Source organism: Nostoc sp. CHAB 5836, from assembly GCF_020829445.1.
Classification (GTDB): domain Bacteria; phylum Cyanobacteriota; class Cyanobacteriia; order Cyanobacteriales; family Nostocaceae; genus Nostoc.
This window is the reverse complement of record NZ_JAIVFV010000010.1, coordinates 12,709-34,148: the sequence shown is the minus strand read 5'-3', so window position 1 is coordinate 34,148 and position 21,440 is coordinate 12,709. Positions and strand designations below refer to the sequence as shown.

At 40.9% G+C, this 21,440-nt stretch carries 22 protein-coding genes and 1 pseudogene; 7 read left to right on the top strand and 16 right to left on the bottom strand.

Translation table 11 applies throughout. The features are described from left to right. The first annotated feature begins 500 nt into the window (after window positions 1-500). The 3 genes from LC605_RS32795 to LC605_RS03635 all read left to right on the top strand — a co-directional run bounded on the left by LC605_RS32795 (window position 501) and on the right by LC605_RS03635 (window position 4,875). The gene (locus tag LC605_RS32795; RefSeq protein ID WP_267868398.1) at window positions 501-1,127 is read left to right on the top strand and encodes a calcium-binding protein; all 627 of its coding nucleotides are present in this window, start codon (window positions 501-503) and stop codon (window positions 1,125-1,127) included. A 606-nt stretch (window positions 1,128-1,733) separates the two neighbouring features. Beyond that, the gene (locus LC605_RS03640) at window positions 1,734-3,368 is read left to right on the top strand and encodes an IS1634 family transposase (protein ID WP_229546212.1); all 1,635 of its coding nucleotides are present in this window, start codon (window positions 1,734-1,736) and stop codon (window positions 3,366-3,368) included. A 733-nt stretch (window positions 3,369-4,101) separates the two neighbouring features. Beyond that, on the top strand, window positions 4,102-4,875 hold the full coding sequence (locus LC605_RS03635) for an MlaE family lipid ABC transporter permease subunit (RefSeq protein ID WP_229546211.1): 774 nt from the start codon (window positions 4,102-4,104) through the stop codon (window positions 4,873-4,875). 166 nt (window positions 4,876-5,041) lie between these two features. Here LC605_RS03635 and LC605_RS03630 read toward each other — a convergent pair whose 3' ends face one another. Next, window positions 5,042-5,491 (bottom strand): hypothetical protein, encoded by a 450-nt coding sequence (locus tag LC605_RS03630; protein WP_229546210.1) that lies wholly within the window; start codon window positions 5,489-5,491, stop codon window positions 5,042-5,044. Between the two features lie 660 nt (window positions 5,492-6,151). Between LC605_RS03630 and cruF the strand changes: the two genes are divergently transcribed. Both cruF and cruG read left to right on the top strand, forming a co-directional pair. After that, complete coding sequence (cruF, locus tag LC605_RS03625) at window positions 6,152-7,060, top strand: gamma-carotene 1'-hydroxylase CruF (protein ID WP_229546209.1); 909 nt, start codon at window positions 6,152-6,154, stop codon at window positions 7,058-7,060. 139 nt (window positions 7,061-7,199) lie between these two features. Beyond that, window positions 7,200-8,390, top strand: coding sequence for a 2'-O-glycosyltransferase CruG (cruG, locus tag LC605_RS03620; protein ID WP_229546208.1), 1,191 nt, complete (start codon window positions 7,200-7,202; stop codon window positions 8,388-8,390). Between the two features lie 41 nt (window positions 8,391-8,431). Here the strand turns inward: cruG and LC605_RS03615 are convergent, their stop codons facing one another. From LC605_RS03615 to LC605_RS03590, 6 genes are all read right to left on the bottom strand, one after another. Then, complete coding sequence (locus LC605_RS03615; protein ID WP_229546207.1) at window positions 8,432-8,917, bottom strand: hypothetical protein; 486 nt, start codon at window positions 8,915-8,917, stop codon at window positions 8,432-8,434. Window positions 8,918-9,082: 165 nt separating this feature from the next. Beyond that, complete coding sequence (gene rnhA, locus LC605_RS03610; RefSeq protein WP_229546206.1) at window positions 9,083-9,991, bottom strand: ribonuclease HI; 909 nt, start codon at window positions 9,989-9,991, stop codon at window positions 9,083-9,085. 285 nt (window positions 9,992-10,276) lie between these two features. Beyond that, entirely contained in the window at window positions 10,277-10,531 is a 255-nt protein-coding gene (locus tag LC605_RS03605) for a hypothetical protein (protein ID WP_229546205.1), read from the bottom strand. A gap of 2 nt (window positions 10,532-10,533) precedes the next feature. Next, window positions 10,534-10,719 carry a hypothetical protein gene (locus LC605_RS03600; RefSeq protein WP_229546204.1) on the bottom strand — a complete coding sequence of 62 codons (186 nt, stop codon included), beginning with the start codon at window positions 10,717-10,719 and terminating at the stop codon, window positions 10,534-10,536. Beyond that, on the bottom strand, window positions 10,719-11,462 hold the full coding sequence (locus LC605_RS03595) for a M50 family metallopeptidase (protein WP_229546203.1): 744 nt from the start codon (window positions 11,460-11,462) through the stop codon (window positions 10,719-10,721). Before LC605_RS03595 ends, LC605_RS03600 begins: the two co-directional genes overlap by 1 nt. Before the next feature lie 842 nt (window positions 11,463-12,304). Continuing rightward, the gene (locus LC605_RS03590) at window positions 12,305-13,135 is read right to left on the bottom strand and encodes an FHA domain-containing protein (RefSeq protein WP_229546202.1); all 831 of its coding nucleotides are present in this window, start codon (window positions 13,133-13,135) and stop codon (window positions 12,305-12,307) included. Window positions 13,136-13,228: 93 nt separating this feature from the next. On the opposite strand from LC605_RS03590, the gene LC605_RS32790 reads away from it, so the two are divergent. Beyond that, window positions 13,229-13,360 carry a hypothetical protein gene (locus LC605_RS32790; protein ID WP_267868397.1) on the top strand — a complete coding sequence of 44 codons (132 nt, stop codon included), beginning with the start codon at window positions 13,229-13,231 and terminating at the stop codon, window positions 13,358-13,360. 82 nt (window positions 13,361-13,442) lie between these two features. Here LC605_RS32790 and pgl read toward each other — a convergent pair whose 3' ends face one another. The 3 genes from pgl to LC605_RS03575 all read right to left on the bottom strand — a co-directional run bounded on the left by pgl (window position 13,443) and on the right by LC605_RS03575 (window position 15,944). Continuing rightward, window positions 13,443-14,165, bottom strand: coding sequence for a 6-phosphogluconolactonase (gene pgl, locus LC605_RS03585; protein WP_229546201.1), 723 nt, complete (start codon window positions 14,163-14,165; stop codon window positions 13,443-13,445). Window positions 14,166-14,436: 271 nt separating this feature from the next. Beyond that, window positions 14,437-15,180 (bottom strand): ribonuclease PH, encoded by a 744-nt coding sequence (gene rph, locus LC605_RS03580; protein WP_229546200.1) that lies wholly within the window; start codon window positions 15,178-15,180, stop codon window positions 14,437-14,439. Window positions 15,181-15,320: 140 nt separating this feature from the next. Next, window positions 15,321-15,944: a nucleoside monophosphate kinase gene (locus LC605_RS03575; protein WP_229546199.1), complete on the bottom strand. Its 624-nt coding sequence runs from the start codon at window positions 15,942-15,944 to the stop codon at window positions 15,321-15,323. A 343-nt stretch (window positions 15,945-16,287) separates the two neighbouring features. Between LC605_RS03575 and LC605_RS03570 the strand changes: the two genes are divergently transcribed. Next, complete coding sequence (locus tag LC605_RS03570) at window positions 16,288-16,824, top strand: P-loop NTPase family protein (RefSeq protein ID WP_229546198.1); 537 nt, start codon at window positions 16,288-16,290, stop codon at window positions 16,822-16,824. Between the two features lie 88 nt (window positions 16,825-16,912). Here LC605_RS03570 and LC605_RS03565 read toward each other — a convergent pair whose 3' ends face one another. The 6 genes and pseudogenes from LC605_RS03565 to thyX form a co-directional block, all read right to left on the bottom strand. Then, window positions 16,913-17,710, bottom strand: a complete 798-nt coding sequence (locus tag LC605_RS03565; protein ID WP_229546197.1) for a hypothetical protein — start codon at window positions 17,708-17,710, stop codon at window positions 16,913-16,915. 27 nt (window positions 17,711-17,737) lie between these two features. Continuing rightward, complete coding sequence (locus LC605_RS03560; RefSeq protein WP_229546196.1) at window positions 17,738-18,307, bottom strand: dCMP deaminase family protein; 570 nt, start codon at window positions 18,305-18,307, stop codon at window positions 17,738-17,740. 238 nt (window positions 18,308-18,545) lie between these two features. Beyond that, window positions 18,546-20,039 carry a thymidylate synthase gene (locus LC605_RS03555; RefSeq protein WP_229546195.1) on the bottom strand — a complete coding sequence of 498 codons (1,494 nt, stop codon included), beginning with the start codon at window positions 20,037-20,039 and terminating at the stop codon, window positions 18,546-18,548. Between the two features lie 75 nt (window positions 20,040-20,114). Then, entirely contained in the window at window positions 20,115-20,312 is a 198-nt protein-coding gene (locus tag LC605_RS03550) for a DUF433 domain-containing protein (RefSeq protein WP_229546194.1), read from the bottom strand. Between the two features lie 121 nt (window positions 20,313-20,433). Next, window positions 20,434-20,694: a hypothetical protein gene (locus LC605_RS03545; RefSeq protein ID WP_306426841.1), complete on the bottom strand. Its 261-nt coding sequence runs from the start codon at window positions 20,692-20,694 to the stop codon at window positions 20,434-20,436. 305 nt (window positions 20,695-20,999) lie between these two features. Continuing rightward, window positions 21,000-21,434 (bottom strand): annotated as a pseudogene (gene thyX / locus LC605_RS33255) (FAD-dependent thymidylate synthase); the annotation flags it as partial. Window positions 21,435-21,440 lie beyond the last annotated feature (6 nt).

Genomic DNA, 21,440 nt, shown 5'->3' with positions numbered 1-21,440 from the left:
ATACATAACAACAGAAAACACTAAATAAATGTCAATAGTTAAGACCAACTCTATAGACATCTAGTGAAATTAATTATGGGTTGTCCGAAATCCTTGGTAGGCAGAATTTATCAATTTTGCCTAAGTTCTTTTTAATCCTATATCTTAATCTTAATAAAGGTTTCAGATAGTTTATGTCCAGAGAAAAAAGATGGCTGATTATTATTTCTTATATATAGAAAAAACTACACTTAAGAGTAATATCTTAGTTTAGAATTAATATTAAAGAGTGTTCCAATCATGCTTGGATTACTCTTATCTCTTCCCACTCGTTATTTCCCCACCTTGTGTTCTCGGTGTTGCTGAATGAAAGTGTGAAATTCAAATTTTTCATGTTTGAAACTGTTTCCCTTGGGCTTTTGGAAGAAACCAAATTCATCTTTTTAGTCAGCAACTCTGTTTTCTGATGGTGAAGTGATGAGGTAATTTTTTTACTCTCTAAGTTAAGGAGAAACTCTTTAATGGCAATTAGCAACAGTCTCATCGTCAATGGTTCCCCACTTATCTCTCGCCCTGTCATAGATGGGGGTGCTGGCATCGATTTACTGAGGGGCAATGCTGGCAACAATGTCCTCAATGGGGGTGCAGGCAAGGATTTTCTCAATGGGGGTGCCGGCAACGATACCCTAAATGGCAATGGTGGCAGCGATATCCTCAATGGGGATGCCGGCAACGATATCCTCAATGGGGGTGCCGGCAACGATATCCTCACTGGCGGTATTGGCAACGACACACTAGTAGGCGGTAGTGGCAGCGATCGCCTCATTGGCGGTATTGGCAACGATGTTTTCAAGTTCAACTCAGTTTCTGATAGTCCTGCTGGTGTTTCGCGGGATATTATCAGTGACTTTGCTGGAAACGGTAACTTGCCAGGTGACAGAATCGATCTATCTAGGATCGACGCCAACTCTACCAGAGGGGGCAACCAAGCGTTCACTTACATTGGGGCTGGCGCATTCTCCGCAGCCGGTCAGATCCGTTATTCAGGAGGTATTCTCCAAGCTAGTACTGATGGGGATCTATCGGCTGAGTTTGAGATTCAGATCGTTGGATCACGACCACTAGTGGCAAGCGACATTATCCTTTAATTTCAATAGACTTCAGACTTCTTGCAAAAGTCCCCAACACCCCACTTCTAAAGGCTTGCTTTTAGAAGTGGGGTTCTTCTTTTTGATTTATGCAATTTTGGTAGGTTAATTAATTTTTAAATTCATCAGGCATAGAATTCAGGACTCAGGATTCACTATGAATTAGACATAGGAGTGAAAAAGAATTGTTTTGACGTAGCAGTGCTACGTCTCTACAAGGGTTCTGGGCAACGCATATTTAATTTCACCAGATGTCTAATGGGACAGACTACTACACAAAGCATGAAAGCAGCACCAAAAAAGCTCACAATCCTTTACCTGCTACTTTCCTCCAAAGTATACTACCCACATTCCGCACCCTAACTGTCACAAGTTCATTAGTACTTAACTAATTGTCGCTGAACAGTACTTATGAACTATAAGCTGAAGTTGTATTTTAAAGCTTAATAAGAATTTATTCTATTAATGTGTGATTAACTTAAGCCAAAGCCTCCAGGTGTGTATGTGAAAGAAGAGAGTGAAAACTCACGCGTTTGACATTACAAATAAATTTTTATGTTCATCAAATGCGAAAATGACAGTTGTTGTAACTTTCATTTCATAACCATGTTTAACCACCAAGAGATTGAAATTCAGAACATAGATCATTTAGGTATAATTGCAGGAATTATAGATGCCATAGGCTTAGTAGATATTATTAATGAATTAATCGGTCAAGAGGCACAAGAAAAAGTTAGTCCGGGACATGTAGTTAAAGCAATGATATTAAATGGACTGGGTTTTGTAAGCAGTCCATTATATATGTTTCCAGAGTTTTTTAAAGATAAACCTTGTGAACATCTAATTGGAGAAGGAGTAAAAGCAGAATATTTAAATGATGATAAATTAGGTAGAGTAATGGATAAGTTATTTATTAAAGGTTTAACTGAGATATTTTTAGAGATTACTATAAATGTAATACAAAAATTTAATATTAGTTTAAAATCGTCACATTTAGACTCCACTTCACTACATTTACATGGTGAATACAACACTAGTTTACCAGATGTAATTATTCATAATAATTCATCAAATGGTCAAATCAACTCACCACAAGCTATTGAAATTACCTATGGTTATTCTCGTGACCATAGACCGGATTTAAAACAATTTATTATAGACTTAATATCATCATCTGATGGAGATATACCAATATTTTTAAAATCTGCATCTGGAAATCAATCCGATTCTTCAAGTTTTGCTAACATATTTTTAGAATACAAAGAACAAATGCAAAAACCAGAAATAAAAAATGAAGATAGTTTAATGGTTGCAGATGCGGCTTTGTATAACGCAAAAAATATCAGTTCATTATTTGGAACGAGATGGTTATCTAGAGTCCCTATGACTATAGGACTGGCAAAAGAACTAGTATCAACATTATTATCAACTAATTTTATTAGTAGTTCTTTAACGGGATATTATTATTCTGTAGTTAAAAGTAATTATGGTGGAATTGAACAAAGATGGTTGGTTGTAGAAAGCACTGAAAGAAAAGAATCTGATTTACGAAAATTAGAGAAAAGAATATCTAAGTCAAAAACTAGTGCATTAGAACATCTGAAAAAACTACTTGATTCCAAATTTAATTCTCGTGACTGTGCTATCAAAGCCGTGGAAAATTTCAAGAAAAAGTTCAAGTACCATCAAATTGATAACATCGATTATTTAGAGAAAGAATCAAAAGATAAACAAGTTTTTTATCAATTAAATGCTTCATTATCTGAGAATATACACGCTATTAAAATAGCTTATCAAGGTGCTGGACGTTTCATACTTGCTACAAACATTTTAGATGAAAAATCTCTTAGTAATGATGATATGCTTTCCGAATACAAGGCACAGCAAAGCTGTGAGCGGGGATTTGGATTTCTCAAAGACCCCTTATTTTTTGCAGATAGTATTTTTCTTAAATCTCCAGAAAGAATTGAAGCTATGGCTATGATAATGGGATTATGCCTATTAGTCTATACTTTAGCTCAAAGACAAATAAGAAAAGCCTTATCCGCATCTGAATCTACTATTAAAAATCAGCTTGGTAAATCTATAAATAATCCGACTATGCGATGGATATTTCAATGCTTTCAATCTATACATTTAGTGAAATTTGATAATGAAATATCAATATCTAATTTGAATTCAGAAAGAGAATATATTCTGAGTTTTTTGCCAGAGAATTGTCGTTATTATTATAAATGTTAATCGGGCTGTATCTACAATCTATTTGTCATAGAGACTATTAATTAAAATTCATAGTCACAAATTGTAATCACTTTTAATTTGTATATCATAAACTAGACACAGATATTAGTTTAACATTCATAAATTTTTATCTATTAATTAAACGTAAATACTTATTGCTTCTTATTGAGAAGAAAATATTATTTAGGATAGGTAAATAATATGAGTATAGGAGCCAGGGAAGTATTTTTTTACTCTCCTTGTCGAGAAAATATTCAGTAAAAACCCCTTTGTGACAGTTAGGGTGCGGAATGTGGGATACTAAGTACAGATGCAGCATAAAATCGTGGCGAATTGAGGGTTGAAATTTAAACGCATAGGCGCCTCGCCTTCCCGCAGGGTAGGGGCGCAAAGGGAAGCGCATAGGCGCAACTCTTGGAGACGCACTCGCGTTCGCCTTTCCGTAGGGTAGGTTCGCAGAGAATTCGCTACGAATTAATGAAATGTTGTACTAAGCTAAGTTGCACCATGCCCAAACACCTCCTCAACTTTGAGGGTGTAGTGCGTAAGTTCTAGTACCATACCCTAATAGCAATTCGTAATATCCCGTGGTAAGCCGCACTTTGTGCGTCTACGTAATTGGGAAAATCAGATTACATTTGGCTGGGCTTCCAGCATTTATATCTGTAGTCTTTTTTTGGAGAATTGAGATATAACATATGTGCAAAAAAAGTCAGTCTTAAGGACGATAAAATTGCGAATAAAAACAAATTTCGAGCAATCTGAGATTGTACGCTGTTTAGCAGCAGTACTGCTTTTCGGTCAAGTGTGGTTACATTTACTCCAAGGAAAAACTTACTACCGCAAGGTTTTGCAACATCTCGTGACTGCTGGGCCAGGTTCTATCTCTCCAGTTCTTCTTGTCAGTGGTTTTGCAGGAATGATTTTTACTATTCAAACGGCGAGGGAATTAGTGCGATTTGGGGCTGAAAATGCTGTGGGAGGTGCTTTTGCCTTAGCTTTTTGTAGAGAATTGGCTCCAATTTTGACCGCTAGTATTATGGCGGGACAAGTCGGTTCTGCTTTTGCAGCAGAAATAGGTGCAATGCGAGTCACCGAGCAAATTGATGCACTTTATATGCTCAAAACTGATCCAATTGATTATCTAGTACTTCCTAGAGTAATTGCTTGTTGTTTAATGGTGCCTCTGATGACGATTTTGGCTTTAGTTACGGGCATAATCGGCGGAGTTTTTGCCGCATCATACTTTTACAAAATTATTCCCGAAATATTTTTAGAATCAGTCAGAAATTTTTTAGACCCGTCAGATTTGTTTATTATTTTGCTCAAAGGGTTTATTTTTGGTGTGCTGGTTGCTGTCATTGGTTGTAGTTGGGGGTTAACTACTAAGGGGGGAGCCAAGGAAGTCGGAGAATCTGCAACAAACGCAGTTGTTACTAGTTGGGTGTCAATTTTTATCATGGATTTTTTCCTCTCTCTGCTACTGTTTGAACAACCTGCATTTTGAACCCAAGGAAGTATTCAAAAAGATTCTCGACTTTTTTAACAAGTTGGGAATCTCAGCAAAATATCCCTCTTTGGCAAAAGAAAAATAAGAGCCAAATTTTCAACCGTAGATAGAGTGACTGGAGTTTAGACTAAAAGCAGGCGATCGCTAGGTTTTTGAGTATAATTCATTGCCTTAGCGGCATTTGGGAATATATCAACTTGTAGATTAGCGCACCCAAAGCTAAACCTCCTAATGAAAAGATAGATGCAGTCCAAAAGGCTAGCCTTTCCTTAAGACCGGCTCTTTGAAAGTCTATTCTGACTAATATAGTTGCTGAAATGATCAGTAAGGTATCAAGAAATACTCGAAACCAAGCAATCATCATAAAAAATAAGAAAGCTGCTAAAACGGCAACGCCGAAAGACCTGATATTTGATCGCAGGAAAATACTGTAGTAATAAGTCATCTTCGGCCAAGGAGCCGTCAACGTTACTATTAAAAGCAAGATAGCAATTACAGTTGCTACCCAGACAAACGCAGGAGCGCGTGTTTCAGATATTACCCAGCCCAAAGTACTATAGCTAAGTAATACTAGCGCCAGGGACACCCAAGGAACTCTTTTCAAAATTAACATGGGCTGATATTTCTAGTACAGGGTCAAGGTCTTAAGTAGGTCGGCGCAATTAAAGCTAACTGGCTAAGGCTGTCATTTGTCCTTTGTCACTTGTACTGAGCGAAGTCGAAGTATTGCTCACTAGTAAAGATTTTAAGGCTATTTACGTTTCGTAACATACTTTGATTTTTTCGCGCTAACTTACTTATTCCATAACTAAATGTAGTAACTAAAGACTTTATTTTGCTTGAGGGCTTGCTCAGTTTATAGTGCTTGTCCTCCCTCAACTAGATACTACTACCGCAAGGCGGAATTCACCCATTCAAAATTCACCCATTCAAAATTAATACAGCGTAAGCATTTCATTGATTTGGAATGGGTGGTTTATTTCCGCCGTGCTGTACTAGTATAAAAGGAGTTTTCTACTATGCGGGTGTCAATCAGACAAGAAAACTGAAGTTCTTACAGATGAAATTTTGTAGATTTTGACTATATGGCTTAAACTAGTAAGTCTATCATCATATCTCTTATAGCTTCAATTAATAGGCTGTTATGCTCTTGCCAAGAAAGCCAAACAAGTTTGTCGAGAATTGCGGTACAAAGTAGTTAAATATATTGTTAAAGATTTGTAAACTGTTAGCAGCCGAGTAGCCGCGTGTCACATTTTGTTAAGGAATTATCATGAGACAACTTGTTATTGCTGAACGCGTATGCCTCATTGGTCATATCGTGTCAAAAGCCTTTGGACTGGTAGGGATGCTACTGGTAGTACCTAATGCCGAAATGATTTTAAACTCATCGCAGGTTGGAGAAACTGCCATAGAGTTAAGTATGGCTGGCGGCGGTGTAGTTGATATCATCTTGGGAACAGTAGCTGTCTGTATTTATGCTTATCGAACGTTAGGATTGGGAACTTGGCTAGCATTTATGCTGCCAGCTGTGTTGATCTCTTTGGGGAGTGAACTTTTGGGAACTAGCACAGGATTTCCATTTGGTGATTATAGTTACTTGAGTGGCTTGGGTTATAAGATTGGGGGGCTAGTTCCTTTCACAATTCCTTTATCTTGGTTTTATGTTGGGCTATCGTCTTACTTAATTGCGATAACTGGCTTGAAAGTGGCTCAAAAGCCCAGTTTGGGACGCCATATTGCTGCTATAGCTATTGGTGCTTTGCTCTTCACTTGCTGGGACTTTGCCCTCGAGCCAGCAATGAGTCAATCTTCTCTGCCCTTTTGGTATTGGGAACAACCAGGAGCTTTTTTTGGGACACCTTACCAGAACTATGCAGGTTGGTTTGGTACTAGCGCCCTGTTTATGAGTGTGGCAGGATTATTGTGGAGAAATACTTCGATTAAATTAGAGCGATCGCAACTTAATCTGCCCTTAGTCGTTTACTTAACTAACTTTGCCTTTGCTGCCGGACTAAGCTTGGCAAGTGGGTTTTCTATCCCTGTGTTACTCGGCTTATTGCTAGGTGTGACTCCTGCTGTGGCGCTGTGGTTGAACTCCTTAACCACAACCGTTCAAGTTACTGGTGAACCAGTAAGCAAAGAAGTATCAGTAGCAAAAGTTGAAGTTGCCTTGAAATAAGCTCATAAATTAGGGAGACACGATTAATCGCGTCTGTACTAGGAAGTAGAGAAAATAAGGGAGATGAGATAGCAGACGGGCAGAAGGGAAATGACAAATGACAAATGACAAATGCCCAATGACAAATGACAAATGACAAATGACTTTAATAGTAGAAAGTGCCATCTCCCTTTTATTGCTACTGATCCAATTACCAGCAACGGCGATTCTGTTTTCGCGCCTGTTAAAGGGGCCAAGACGCCATCCTCCAATAGAACCCCAACAGCCAACACCGGAGCTTTTGGGTAGTGTTAGCGTCGTCATTCCCACACTGAACGAAGCGCTCCGCATTAGCCCTCTATTGGCTGGTTTAAGTCAGCAAAGCTACGAAGTTCGGGAAATTATGGTTGTAGACAGCAAGTCCAGTGATGGCACACCTGACTTGGTAAAAGCCTCGCAGCAAAAAGATCCGCGCTTTCGCCTGATGACAGATGATCCCTTACCCTCTGGTTGGGTGGGGCGTCCTTGGGCGTTGCATAACGGTTTTCTATATAGCTCAGACGCTAGTCAGTGGTTTCTTGGGCTGGATGCTGATATCCAACCCCATCCTGGTTTAGTTGCTGGTTTGGTGAAGACGGCCGAAGCACAAGGATATGATCTTGTTTCCCTTTCACCGCAGTTCATCCTCAAATATCCTGGAGAGTGTTGGCTACAACCAGCTTTGTTGATGACTCTGCTTTATCGATTTGACCCAGCCGGGATCAATACAGACCAGCCAGAACGGGTGATGGCAAATGGGCAGTGTTTTTTGTGTCGTCGCTCAGTTTTAGCTGCTGTGGGTGGTTACAGCAGTGCAAGGAGTTCTTTTTGTGATGATGTCACCTTGGCACGAAATATTGCGATCCAAGGGTATAAGGTCGGCTTTTTAGACGGGGCAAAGGTGTTGAAGGTACGGATGTATGAAGGGGCGATGGAGACGTGGAAAGAATGGGGGCGGAGTCTCGACCTCAAAGATGCAACTTCTCGTTCTCAGTTGTGGGGAGATTTATGGTTACTCACATCTGTTCAGGGTTTACCCCTGTTAATTGTCCCCACTTACTTGTTGATTTCTTTGCCACTCTCACACTTGCCCATTCCTTCACTCCTGCTACTAGGACTGAATTTATTCCTGGTGCTGATTCGCTTTGCGATGCTGATAGCGATCGCACCTTCCTACGATCGCACAAGCGCTAAAGGTGCTTGGTTGTTCTGGCTTTCCCCTTTGGCTGATCCCTTAGCTGTGCTACGAATCTTCTTATCTGCGTTCCGCACCCCACGCGAGTGGCGAGGAAGAAAATATAGTGATGGGTAGGGCATGGGGCATTGAGCATTGGGCATCGGGCATTGGGCATCTTACCTTGGCACTAATGTGAGTCCATTTGGAGTCAGCGTCAATATAAATATGCTTCCATCACTAACTTCAAGCACACCGTCTCCAAAAGCTTGATCATGATACGTTTGACCAAATTGATTTATAAAATGACCATCAGCGAGAACCCTATATGAATAGCTGCCAGAATTAGGGACTCTTATTTTAACCGAAGCATTAGGGTTCTGCTCGTCTACCACAAGTCGAGCAATTAGTCTTCCCTCAATATAAACCTTAATATATTCACTAACCTGCCTTGGTGCAAGCTCATTCCAAATTGAAAATTCTATTTGGGGTTCAGGTGTAACTTCCAGAGTTGGAGCAGGGCTAGCTATCGCAGGTGCTGAGTTATTGTTGCTAACATTTCCACGTCTATTTGCTGCTTCAATAACAGCATATGCACTTATCATAGCACATGAAAGAGTTACGATAGTCCAAACAAACCAAGGAACTTTAGGTTCGGTTGACATATACACCTGCTCTTAATGTTTATTTATAACTTTTTGCTGTATGCAACTACTCCATTCGGTTACGGTTACTATACCAAATTTTTCCGTATAATCACCCTTCAGGGGAGGATGAGGAAGAAATCTTTCCCCCATACTCCCCACACTTCCCAGACTTCTCTATCTCCCTCACTCCTCTTCACCTCCTACTTGATCCCCGCGTTCCAATTCCCAAAGAATTTGATTTCCTTCACGGCGTACCCGTGACACTATCCAGTTTCGCCAACGCCATTGATCTCCCCGACTTGTAACAGCGCTGGCGTGGACATCCATCAAGTCTGCTAACTCAGAACTGGTGATTAAGTAGCCTTTTTCAGAAATTTCGTCAGCTATACGCAGAGTTTCGACTAAGCTACGGAGTTGCGAAACCCTCATTTCTGGCGGTTTTTCATCGGTTGAGGCCGCAGTTGGCCCAGTTGATGGTTCCATAACGGTTATTTCTGGTGCAGAAGTACTGATTTCTTGCGGACTTTGGTTAATTATTCGAGAGTTTTTTTCATAATCAGCTACTTTTGCTACATTTATTTCATTTGATGAAGGTAAAGATTTATAAAAATCTGTAAGAGATAATTGTTGTAGGGAAGGGGTTTGGCCACTTGCATAGGTGCGGGCGATCGCATCACAACGTTCGTTACCTATGTTACCAGAATGTCCCCGCACGTGTTGCCATTGTACCTGTTGGGTATTAAGTTCATCCAATATTTCTAAAAGGTCTTGGTTTTGGACGGGTTTACCATCTGCCTTTTTCCAGCCCTTGTTTTTCCAGCTTTTTACCCACTTGGTAACGCAGTTAATCAGGTATTCGCTATCGGTATGAAGGGTAATGGGTTGGGCTTGTTGAGATGTTTGCAAAAATTGAAGAGCTGCGATCGCAGCTTGTATCTCCATTTTATTATTAGTGGTATGAAGGGATGCATCGCCCATTTCGTGGATTGAGCCATCGCTGAAGTAGACGACAACACCCCAACCGCCAGGGCCAGGATTACCGGTACAAGCACCGTCGGTGTATATGCTTTGAATTGTGGGTTGGGTGGACATGATTAGGGTATCGAACGGGGAAGGACGCTAAGGGAAGAGTTATTAGCGGCAAATTTTTTAACAATATCCAGGCTATCATACTGATAAATTTTTCCTTTAAGGACACAAAGAAAGAAGTTAAAAGAGTTTGGCGCAGCCTGACAAAGAAATGAAGGAAGGAGTGAAATTTTCATGATGAAAATTAGTTGCTCTGTACCCTCAATTACGAATTACTTTCCTTGTGCCGTCCTTCGACTACGCTCAGAAACCGCGAAATCGAGGTATTACGATTTAGTAATTATCTAGTCAATCTTCATCATCATACAAATTTTCCATTTCCTCACTAATTAGCGCCTGAAAATCTTCGTCACAATGATTATGCAAATGAACCGCAGCAGCTAGGAGTTCTGCTAGAATTTCAGCTTGTTGGTTAGTAGTTAAACTAGTTAACTGTAATTGGTTAACTAATGCTTGTACTTTCAGGCATTCTGTACCTAATTCTGCAATCAAGGTACTGAGGGTTGAATTGGTCACTGCAAGGGGGCGATCGCTAATCTGCATATTTATTGTGCCAATCTTTTACGCGCTTGTTGAATTGCCTTGTCAAAAGCACGAATCTCTTTTTCCCAATGCTTAATTAAACCTTCGTCAGGAAAACTATTCTCTAATTCCAGTTTAATCTTTTCTTGATGTTCAGTAATTCTTTGAGCTAGAGATTCAATCGCCTTTTGATGGTGCTTCTTACTCATTACTCCGAACGATAGGCAAGGCGGAGACTTTGGATTAAAATTACCAAAGATGCGATCGCCATTAACCCGCCCCAAAACCAGTAAGGTAAAAGCAAATATCGCTGCATTTGCGCTGTATCAGAGAGTCCAAGGGGGCCAGCAGACCTACTAAATAGATAATCAAGTTGATGGTACGTACTCACACAAGCTTGTACACCCAAAAATTGAATGACAAACCCTTGTGCCCAGCGAGGGGCTTTCAGGGCGATACCCAAGATTATTAAACCCAGCAAGGGAATTGCCACGAATCCAAACCAGGAACGTACCCAAATTAATGTGGAAAAGAGCAAAAAACTTCCTAAAATTTTTAAACAGAGGGTTGCTGCTGTAAAACTGCGGGAAGCCAGAATTAAAGCTGCACCTGCAAGAGGCGGCCCCATTGGCCCTGCGGCGGCGATCATTGCCGGGACAATGGGCCCCAATGACGACCGGATGCCATAAGTTGCGACACCGGAACCATTGCTAAAAATCTCCAATTTCTGAAACTGTCCTCCTAATAGCAATGCCATTAAGCCGTGACCCATTTCATGAAACCAAGTTGCCAGAATTGTAAATGGGTATAAGATATAATCACCTCCTGGAACTTGCCACAGTAAAGCAGTTGCGATCGCTGCTGCAATTAGCCAGGTTAGCCCCATGCGTTCAACAACTGGCGGGGCTTCTTTGGTGAGCAAGGTTTCAAAATTTTTGCTTGATTCCCTCATAAAACCTCGATTTTAGATTTTAGACTTTCCTGCAGAACGCACTCGCGTTCGACTACGCTCAGTCGAAGGATTTTAGATTTTAGATTTTGGAATTTAGATTATTGCCCAGATTAATTCATCAGGCATTTAATTTTGGATTTTAGATTATAGATTATCCCTTCAATCTCAAATCGAGAGTGTAAGTAGGTCGGCGCAATTAAAGCTAACTGGCTAAGGCTGTCATTTGTCATTTGTCCTTCGTCATTCACAAGGGTTTTAAGCCTATTTACGTTTTGTAACATATTTATGTTTTTTCGCGCCAACTTACTTATTTTTATCTATCCTATAGGACTCCTACTTGATTGCGTGAAAAAAACTTAGTATACCTTTATTTCTTTTTCCCTGCTTCCTGCTCGCTGTTCCCTCTCTCTACAAGTTATTCAGTAATCAAATCAGATTCCTATAGCCTAATTATTAAGGTAATGGATTTGCCGGCCAATGCAACAATTCGCACCTGGAAGCGACGGTCGTAAACTATGGAGCTATCAAGAACAACATAGTTAAGCTGATGCGGGTCTAAATTGTACATTGCGATCGTTAAGACTGTCCTAAGTCAATTGGTCATCTCTCCTTTGAAATACAAATGACAAATGACCAATGACAAATGACAAATGACAAATGACCAATGACCAATGACCAATGACAAATGACTAATGACAACCTCACGAGTAAATATACAATTTAAATGCGTAACAGCTTATCCGTCGCTTGTGTGATGCGGTTCATTTATTTATCCTCCAAAATGGATGCCGGAGGATGGGCAGAAAATGCCTAGACCGATGTCACAATTAATGGAGAATCAGTTAAGCAAGTTGAAACAGGAATGTCATCAAGTCTCCTTTACCCAAGCTGATGCGATCGCCTGGTCGCAAGCGATGACGATTCCCTGGTAAAAGCGGCAAATTATTAATGTAAGTACCATTAGAACTTCCCACATCCTCTACATAATGGGCATCTCCCTCGACGCGAATATCTGCATGAATCCGCGAGACAATTTCGGAATTGGGAAATCCGGAAACATCTATATCTGGGGGAATCCGGTCATTGGGCTTGCCGATATGAATTACAGAAAAATTTTGGGGTAATTCAATTAAGCGATCGCTTTGAACGTGGATTAACCGCGCCGTAACCTGCTGCAATTGGGTTCTGGCAACAGTTGCAGTTGGTGCTGTTGGCTCTTTTACTTCGGCTTCAGACACTGGCGCAGGTTCCAAAGGTGGTGGAGTCGGAATACTTTGTACAGAGACTACGGGTTGAGCGGCCACAGCTGGCACTGGTTCTGGGGGAACTGCCACCTCTGTTGGTGGTAAAGATGATTCGGGAGGATCGGAATTGGTAGATTCACTGCTTTTTAAGGCATTTAGTTGTACAACTTCTAACAGTGGATCGGGTGGAACTAACGGCGGCACTTCCAGAGAGATATCGGGAGTGACTGTTGTAGCTACTGGGGTATGAACGTGTGGAACTCCTGCTGAGTGAAGGTTATAGCCACACTGACCACAGAATGCAGCATCTGCCTGCACAGTTGCCCCACAACTGGGACAGTTAGTAGTTGCGGGTAACGGTGTATAGCAAGCTTCACACTGGACAGCGCCATCAGGGTTGGGATGATTGCAATTAGGGCAGACGATCATCGATATTTAGCCTTTGTTCAAGATCATCATAAAAATAGGTAGGACTGGCAAGCACAGGGCGACCCTAGCTTTAGATTCTAGCAATTACTGCTAATGGAACAATCAATTGGACACTCTGACGGGAGCAAAGGGAGCGGGGGAGATGAGGGAGATGAGGGAGATGAGGGAGATGAGGGAGATGAGGGAGATGAGGGAGCGGGGGAGATGAGGGAGCGGGGGAGATGAGGGAGATGAGGGGGATGGGGACGATGAGGACACAAGGAGAATAACCAATGCCCTGTTTGCCCCATGCCCTGTTTGCCCAAATTCAATATTGAAGTTCCAAACCTGCTGCCGCATCTAGCAGCCACCAAAGTTCTCCTTGGGGCTGAATTAAGCGGGATGGGTAAGTGAAGTCATCGGCTACAGGTGCAAAAACTTGCGCTAAAGCTGGTCGTTTATTAGCACCAGCAATCACAAAAATCACACTGCGACCAGAGTTGATGAAGGGGTATGTGAAAGTTATCCGGGGATTTCCGTCTTTGTTACCCACAGTAACTAGGCGATCGCGTACTTTGAGAGCTTCTGTGTGGGGAAACAAAGATGCAGTATGTGCATCATCACCCATTCCTAGTAATACTACATCCAAAGCGGGAAACTCGACCCCAGAAGTATGGAAAAATTCTTTGATCTCTTGTTCATACTTGGCAGCAGCTAATTCGGGATTGGCTGACAAAGTTGGTACGGCGTGAATGTTAGCCTCTGGAATGTCAACATGATCTAGCCATGCGCGACGCGTCATCAGTTCATTGCTATCGGGATGAGTTGGTGGTACGTAACGCTCATCCCCCCAGAATATATGAATTTTATCCCAAGGCAGTTTTTGATTAGCAATCGCTTCGTACAAGGGTTTAGGTGTACTACCGCCAGATAAGGCGATGGTAAACCGCCCACGCTCTTCAATGGCAGTTTCTAACTTCGACAGAATTAATTCTAACGCTCGTGCAACCAGCGCTGGCTGATCCGGAAGAACTTCAACGGTTTTATTCATGGCTTCATCGTCATATTGCTGGCTTCTGGCAATACAATACCGAACTTATTACAATCCTCCTTTTTAACTTTTGAAACATTTAACATCGTGCATTGGGTAAACTGAAAAAATAGACGCTCCTTATCACCTTCAACGCTAAGTTGTCAGTAGTCAGTCGTACTAACTACTAACAACCCTCATGATTATTTTTATTTACACCCAGTTACTTGATACTTTGTTGATTAAGGCCACAAAGGATACATTTATTAATTCTTATTAAAAATTAATAAAACTAATTAATCACAAATAGCGCTTCCCAGTTAGCGATCGCTTCACGTTGGGCAATTAACAATTCCTGAATTCCTTTTTGGGCGACATCTAGTAGTTGATTCAACTGAGTGCGGCTAAAGCTGCCTTCTTCGGCTGTTCCTTGGACTTCAATGATTCTCAAATGTTGATTCATCACCACGTTAAAATCTACTGTTGCAGCCACATCTTCGAGATAATTCATATCCAAAAATGGCTCTCCCTCCAGTAATCCTACGGAAACTGCTGCTACTTGTCCACACAAAGGCGATCGCTCCAACACGCCCTCTTGCAACAATTTAGAAATCCCATGAGCCAAGGCTACAAACGAGCCTGTAATGGCTGTTGTCCGAGTTCCAGCGTCTGCTTGCAACACATCAGCATCCACAGTCAGCGTCCATTCTCCCAGTGCCTCAAAATCCACTACTGCGCGTAAGCTGCGTCCAATTAAACGTTGAATTTCTTGCGTCCGTCCAGATAACTTCAATAATTCCCTTTCTTGTCGTTTTTGTGTAGCAGATGGTAGCATCCGGTACTCAGCAGTTAACCAGCCTTTACCAGTTCCTTCGAGAAACTTTGGAACTCCCTTATTAACGCTAACAGTACAAAGTACCTGAGTATCACCGCATTTTGCGAGAACAGAACCGGGGGCAAAGCTGGTGAAACTGGGGTAAAAGCTGATCGGACGTAGTTGGTAAGGAAGACGACCGTCAGGACGCTGCCAAGCCATTGGAGTTGCCTCAAATTTTACAAAACTGCCTTAAGATTACCTTAGTGTCACTGGGAATTGGGCATTATTTATTTCCTTTGCTCCCTAATCCCCCTCATCCCCCTCATCCCCCTCATCCCCCTCATCCCCCACTTCTTGATCTAAGGAACCGAAAGCAGAGTCAAAATATTTTGCTGCACCATCTCTGGTGACTGGTCGCCGTTGATGGTCAATAAGCGGCGACGACGGTCGTAGTATTCTAGGATGGGAATGGTGCGATCGTAGAATAATTCTACACGGCGCTGTACAATTTCTGGTTGGTCATCTGGTAGCGATCGCCCCAAGGATCGGCTAACCATTACTGCTTCTGGAACTTGGAGATAAATTGCCCAATCTAGCTTTTGACCTAAATCATCCAATAAAAAATCTAATTCTTCAGCTTGGAAGGCAGTACGGGGATAGCCCTCTAAGACCCAATCACAGTTAATATCTGGTTGTCTGAGACGAATTTGGATCAATTCAATGATCATTTCGTCTGGAACTAACTCGCCTTTTTGGATATAAGGCCGTGCGTGGTAACCTAGTTCACTCAGGCTAGCGTAAACCGAAAGAGAAGTCCGGGGATCGGCTTTTGACCATCGAAATTCCGGCAGAGGCTTGTCACCAGATATTGCTTCCCGTAAAATCTCACCTGTAGAAATCAGAGGAATATCAAAGTATCTGCAAAGCCTTTGCGCTTGAGTGCTTTTCCCCGATCCTGAACCTCCCAGAATCACCAATCTCACAACAATTTACTCCTCATCCTGTCAAATTCACTACTTTCTAAATCTCTTTTGCCCAAACAACCGATCAATCTAACATTTTGCGATTTTCAGACGTTCTGCCCAGCTTTTTTAAATATTTGGAACTGTACCTTATGTGTTTTCATTTTTACAACACCTTCCCGAGAAAAAACGAAAATTTCAATTAAAATAACCCTTGACTTCAACACAAACGTAGTGTTTGACTAAGAATGCAATTTGCCAAATCCACCACACCTGTGAAAACAGATTTATTATACAGGCAGTTTTGTAAGAATTACTGACACCAGAAAGCATTAATTTATTGTATTTTTTTGAACTTAACCCTATGGTTGCCCAGCTAAAAACTCCAAGTATCAATTCAACCCTTACCTTACCATATCCAGTAGAAGGACTAGTGCAAGTTTTCACTAGCTCCCATCGCAACTTTTTTACGAGCGTCATGGCTCAATCACTGAGAATAGCTGGACAAGGAACCCCAGTATTAATAGTGCAGTTTCTCAAAGGAGGTATTCGCCAAGGACAGGAAAGACCCATACAATTAGGACAAAAGTTAGATTGGATTCGTTGTGATTTGCCTCGTTGTATCGATACACCGCATTTAGATGATACCGAAAGCCAAGCTTTGCAAAAGCTGTGGCAGTATACACAACAAGTGGTGTGTGAGAGTAAGTATTCTCTCGTTGTCTTAGATGAGTTAAGTTTAGCGATTAACTTTGGTTTAATTCCGGAAACGGAAGTTTTAGCGTTTCTAGCAAAACGCCCTCCCCACGTCGATATCATTCTCACAGGGCCAGAGATGCCAAAATCTCTCTTGGATGTAGCAGATCAAATTACAGAAATCCGCCGGAGTTATCGACCTTAAGCAATCCATCTCCAATTGATAAGTTGCTCAAAAGGTGAGTTACCACCGGTAGTATTTAAGTGGACGAGAATAGCGCTGGTAAGGATTTTTATTTGTGCTGTTGTCTCCACTGTTTCAAAACACTCTCAAGTTGAGTCAAAGCATCTTTATAGTCTTTGAACTCGATTTCAGAAAATACAGTAGGTATACCACGAGGGAATCTCGATATTACTTTACCTCTTTCGTAGAGTAAAATAATTGGAATAGCATTTGTATCTGCATATGCTAGTTCCATCCCGACACCTAGCGAAGCATAACCAATGTAAGCAATAACTAGGTTAGATTTGATAACTTGGTGCTTGTCAGTATCAAAAACTTGACGAGGGCTGATATTAGGATTATCAATGGGGTCAGTGTTTAGATGGGGAACATAACTCTGAAATCCTATTTCGTCGCAAAGTGAGCCGATCGCTGTATAAAAAGCCTTGATTTTATCTAAACAGAAAGAATCTCTAAAACGAAGTACTACAGAGCTATCTCGGTAATTACTTACTGAAATTAACAGTTTGCCTGTCCATCCTGGATCTATTGTGGTAGAAATATGAGACAAACCATAAAGAACAGCTTTTGAAACCATTGCATGTATGGTAGCGCCGACTTCTTTAGACAAACTGACTGATTCTAGGGTTTCAATAACTACCGTATCGTTGGGTTCAATCTCAATCTCTTTCTCTTTCTCTATATCAATTTCACGCTTATTTTTCCAAGAAAATCCTTTTTGCCCTACTCTAAAATCATAACCAACAGGGGTTAAGTACTTTTCTTCAAAGGGATCTATATATATTCCCTCTGTTGGATTATTTTTTCTGTCTTCTATTTGTTGTTTAATATCTGTATCACTCAACATATTTAATAAGTATGTTTTGTTATGAGTTTATGGATTTTGTACAATGTCAAAACTGACAACAGATGTAGAAGATAGCAGGAATGAGGATGCTCTTTTTGCTGTGGCTTCAGAAAGCTTAACTTGCTTGAGGATAACTAGACCTTCATTGACAAAAGAATCTCTCACTAAGGCTTTCTCGCCGCTATTGAAAGAAGTTTCATAAAACACTTCCTTAATCCCTGCGGAGATAATTAACTTTAAACAAGACAGACAAGGTTCTAGGGTGACGTAAATACTTCCACCATCTGTAGACGTACCATGCTTTGCTGCTTGTGCGATCGCATTTGCTTCCGCGTGTACAGCCCTTGATGGTAAAGTTTTGCTAGCATCACAGCTACTCAATCCTGGATAACAGTAGCCCTGAGCCGTACAGTGGGCGGAACCAGATGGTGAGCCATTGTAACCTGTTGCTACGACCTGCTTGTTTTTGACAATCACAGCACCCACGGGAAAGGCTAAACACGTTGAACGAGTTGCTGCAAGTTTAGCCAACATCAGAAAGTATTCATCCCATGTTGGTCTTTGATGGCGTTCGTCGATTGGGGAAATATCTTGCATAATCTGTCAATTTCAAACTTTATTCTACTGCCTTGCTGACAACGCAATCCACCCTAGTAAGTAGAGCGGCGTAAATAATTAAAGGTTTGTAGTGAGGACTAAAATCCTCATTCATTTAAGGGCTGAAGCCCTCACTACAAACTAATATTAAGATTTTTTACATTACTTAACTTAGTTTGATTTATTCTCACCGACTTACTTATTGCTAGTTATTTATATGAATTACAGTTTTTTTAAATTACTGATCCTGAATGTAAGACTTGTCAATTTTAATACAGTTACTAGCCTTTTGTAGCTCTATACCTAAATAACCAGTATGTTCAGGCTGAATTGCTGGAGAGGTAGAACAAATATCTCTTAGTAGGGTGAGGGGATTTTTCCCACGATAAGACTTAATCACCTCACCACTACCAGGGGTTGTGTGGGTAATGACTATCTCTTTACCGTCAACCTCAATTAGGAAATTGCCAGAGGGATCATAATAACTACGCTGATTAAAAATTGCAGTGTATTGATTTGCAATTAACCTCTCTGCATTGTCCCAAGTATCATCATAAATATGAGCAGACTGACTGATAGTAATCAATGGCCCCATTTTCAATTCATATTCAGAACCCTTAAAAATTTCATTTTTAATATATTGTTGTAAAGCCCTCAAAGCAAAAGCATTTGCAGGCCATGCAGCAAACATATCATTACTTCTAAGAGTTGCAGTTAATGATAATTCATTATCAACCACTCTCAGCCAAATATGATTAAGACAAGGGCTACCACCTTTTTCATGGTCTTTTACATCCCATAAATTCATCACTGCACTAGCAGCATCAATTTCCCCAATTAACTTCTGAATCACCTGGTCAATTTGATCGCGCCCAAACCAGGAACGTAAACGTTGACCATAAGTATATTTCAACCCTTCCCTATAAGGTGCATCATCTAAAATCTGCGAAACGTATTCTTCAAGAAAAGGGCGGTCAATTGGTAAATAATTCGGTTCAGGAAAATAAAACTCAGCAGGCTCATCAGTAACAATTGCCATTAAATCAATTAATTCTTGCCATTTCCCATCATAGCCAGTTGGTCTAATTGTTCCTGTTGTCTTAATCCGATGAATGATTTTTACCCAAGTTTCGGCTATAGTTTTACCTTCTATTCGATGTCCATAACGCGAGCCTGGTAAAACAGTTGGTTCAACGACAGACATGGGAAATTCTACAGGCGTTCCCCAAGGGTAAAGTGGTTGCAATTCTGCATAAGATAAAACTTGCCTAACTGCCTCAGCAATTGATTTAACTTCTTTGCACTCTACAGAATGACGTAGTTTTTCTAGCGTATTGATATCAATTTCAACATCAATATAACCAGGAATCGAAGAGCGAATTACCCATGCTCTCCGCCCAGTATCGCTAACAGCTTCTTCAACACCATTACGAAAAAAGTCTAGCAAGCACTCTCCAGCACCAGCGTTCTTGTCTTCTTTCGTAGCATTGAGAACAACCAAATAGCGGACGTGGGGATTCAACAGCAAATTGCGAATTAGTAAGTTTATCCCCCTTGTGGGCGAATATAGTTGCCCAATTACAGCATAATCTTCGGGTTGCAGGTGTTTAGCGATCGCCTGCCTTACTGTCCATCCTGTAATCACTGCTGTCTGACCTAGACCATAAATAAGCTGGTTGGGCTTGTGCAGTGCTTTGTACTCGAATTGGGTTGCCTTACCCGTTGCTGTCATGATTGGCTAAAATACAAAAATTAATAATTCCGTATCATATCACTAAATCTAAATTATTCAGCATTGCTTTTGCAATCACCTCCAAAACTTGCAACACCTGAGTTTGCAAATGTGGAAAATCTCTAAGAATTCAGTTAAACCAGCTTCGCCTTCTAGATAGTCAAAAAAAGTCTGCAATGGAACTCGCGTTCCAACAAACACAGAAGTACCACTCATAATATCTGGATCACAGGAAATAATTCGGCGATCGCGTAGAACTTTTTGAATATCCATTCTCTTGCAAATGTCTATATTTAGAGATAGTCTAATCTTTGATTCAGATTCTAGCTCTAAGTCAGGAGTTGGAGCGATCGCTCTAAATCATACCCAAAAGTCGGAGTGCGATCGCTCTGTCCTACAAAACATTCCGTAAATCTTGAATTGTATTTGCTACAACGATCCTGCGTAAAATCCCTTTCAATTGCCCTAAGTCAGAAATTTGCGAAACTTGCGACATCAACTCCAAACCATCGCTGCCAAATTTCGCCTCTAAAGTTGTTTCGATACTAGAGATTATTCCTCGTGCTTCTCCTCGTGCTTCTCCTTCTGCTTGTCCTCGTGCTTGTCCCTCACGTAAAATTTCTTGATACCAAGGTGACTCTCTTAAGACTGTCATATCCCACCTCATGATTTCCTGAACTAGATTTCGCCTGTCACAATGTCGGGAATTCCTGTCACCCATCTTGCCCAATTATTTGGTGCAAGACTGATTAATTTTTTAGTACTAACATCGGCAGATTTGTTCATTCAAAGGTATTCGATTTTTTGTCTAATCGGAATTCGTGCAAGTTTAATCCACTATCACTTACCACCAATAAGTAGATGTCACCAGAAATCACGTACGGAATTAACTTACAAAATCAACACTGCAAGAATGTGATCGCAATTTTGATTTCCGGCCCCTTTTGGCGGTGACATATACTAAGGTGCTAACCTCGCCTTACCTAGACGCTGCTTTTCATACCATTGTGCGATCGCTGGTGCCCAATCTTCAAAATGAGGCCACATCATTTCACACAATTTTTGAATTTCAAGTTGAGCATCTTTCTTATTTCTCAGGTCACAAAAATGCAAGAAAGACCTTAAATTGAAACTTACTACAAAATGCTGGCGATAATCAAAAGGCACTTTACCTCTTGCGTGTTCTTCAGACATTCCAGCCTCAAAATCAGCTTTATATCGTTTAGCTGCTTCTAGACACCACTCCAAATCTGCTGCTCGTTGCTCTGGTGAATAGTGGTACTTTTTGCCTTGTCTATCAGTGTAATAACCAACGGGACGTAGATAAAAAACATCTTCTATGTCTTTCTTACCTTCTACTACATCAATAAATTGGTTGCCTGTGTAACGGAAAGAGTTATG

Coding starts and splice junctions, on each gene's coding strand:
- LC605_RS32795 (WP_267868398.1), top strand. CDS start 501: ATGGCAATTAGCAACAGTCTCATCGTCAATGGTTCCCCACTTATCTCT.
- LC605_RS03640 (WP_229546212.1), top strand. CDS start 1,734: ATGTTTAACCACCAAGAGATTGAAATTCAGAACATAGATCATTTAGGT.
- LC605_RS03630 (WP_229546210.1), bottom strand. CDS start 5,491: ATGTTAATTTTGAAAAGAGTTCCTTGGGTGTCCCTGGCGCTAGTATTA.
- cruF (WP_229546209.1), top strand. CDS start 6,152: ATGAGACAACTTGTTATTGCTGAACGCGTATGCCTCATTGGTCATATC.
- cruG (WP_229546208.1), top strand. CDS start 7,200: ATGACTTTAATAGTAGAAAGTGCCATCTCCCTTTTATTGCTACTGATC.
- LC605_RS03615 (WP_229546207.1), bottom strand. CDS start 8,917: ATGTCAACCGAACCTAAAGTTCCTTGGTTTGTTTGGACTATCGTAACT.
- rnhA (WP_229546206.1), bottom strand. CDS start 9,991: ATGTCCACCCAACCCACAATTCAAAGCATATACACCGACGGTGCTTGT.
- LC605_RS03605 (WP_229546205.1), bottom strand. CDS start 10,531: ATGCAGATTAGCGATCGCCCCCTTGCAGTGACCAATTCAACCCTCAGT.
- LC605_RS03600 (WP_229546204.1), bottom strand. CDS start 10,719: ATGAGTAAGAAGCACCATCAAAAGGCGATTGAATCTCTAGCTCAAAGA.
- LC605_RS03595 (WP_229546203.1), bottom strand. CDS start 11,462: ATGAGGGAATCAAGCAAAAATTTTGAAACCTTGCTCACCAAAGAAGCC.
- LC605_RS03590 (WP_229546202.1), bottom strand. CDS start 13,135: ATGATCGTCTGCCCTAATTGCAATCATCCCAACCCTGATGGCGCTGTC.
- LC605_RS32790 (WP_267868397.1), top strand. CDS start 13,229: ATGGAACAATCAATTGGACACTCTGACGGGAGCAAAGGGAGCGGGGGA.
- pgl (WP_229546201.1), bottom strand. CDS start 14,165: ATGAATAAAACCGTTGAAGTTCTTCCGGATCAGCCAGCGCTGGTTGCA.
- rph (WP_229546200.1), bottom strand. CDS start 15,180: ATGGCTTGGCAGCGTCCTGACGGTCGTCTTCCTTACCAACTACGTCCG.
- LC605_RS03570 (WP_229546198.1), top strand. CDS start 16,288: ATGGTTGCCCAGCTAAAAACTCCAAGTATCAATTCAACCCTTACCTTA.
- LC605_RS03565 (WP_229546197.1), bottom strand. CDS start 17,710: ATGTTGAGTGATACAGATATTAAACAACAAATAGAAGACAGAAAAAAT.
- LC605_RS03560 (WP_229546196.1), bottom strand. CDS start 18,307: ATGCAAGATATTTCCCCAATCGACGAACGCCATCAAAGACCAACATGG.
- LC605_RS03555 (WP_229546195.1), bottom strand. CDS start 20,039: ATGACAGCAACGGGTAAGGCAACCCAATTCGAGTACAAAGCACTGCAC.
- LC605_RS03550 (WP_229546194.1), bottom strand. CDS start 20,312: ATGGATATTCAAAAAGTTCTACGCGATCGCCGAATTATTTCCTGTGAT.
- LC605_RS03545 (WP_306426841.1), bottom strand. CDS start 20,694: ATGACAGTCTTAAGAGAGTCACCTTGGTATCAAGAAATTTTACGTGAG.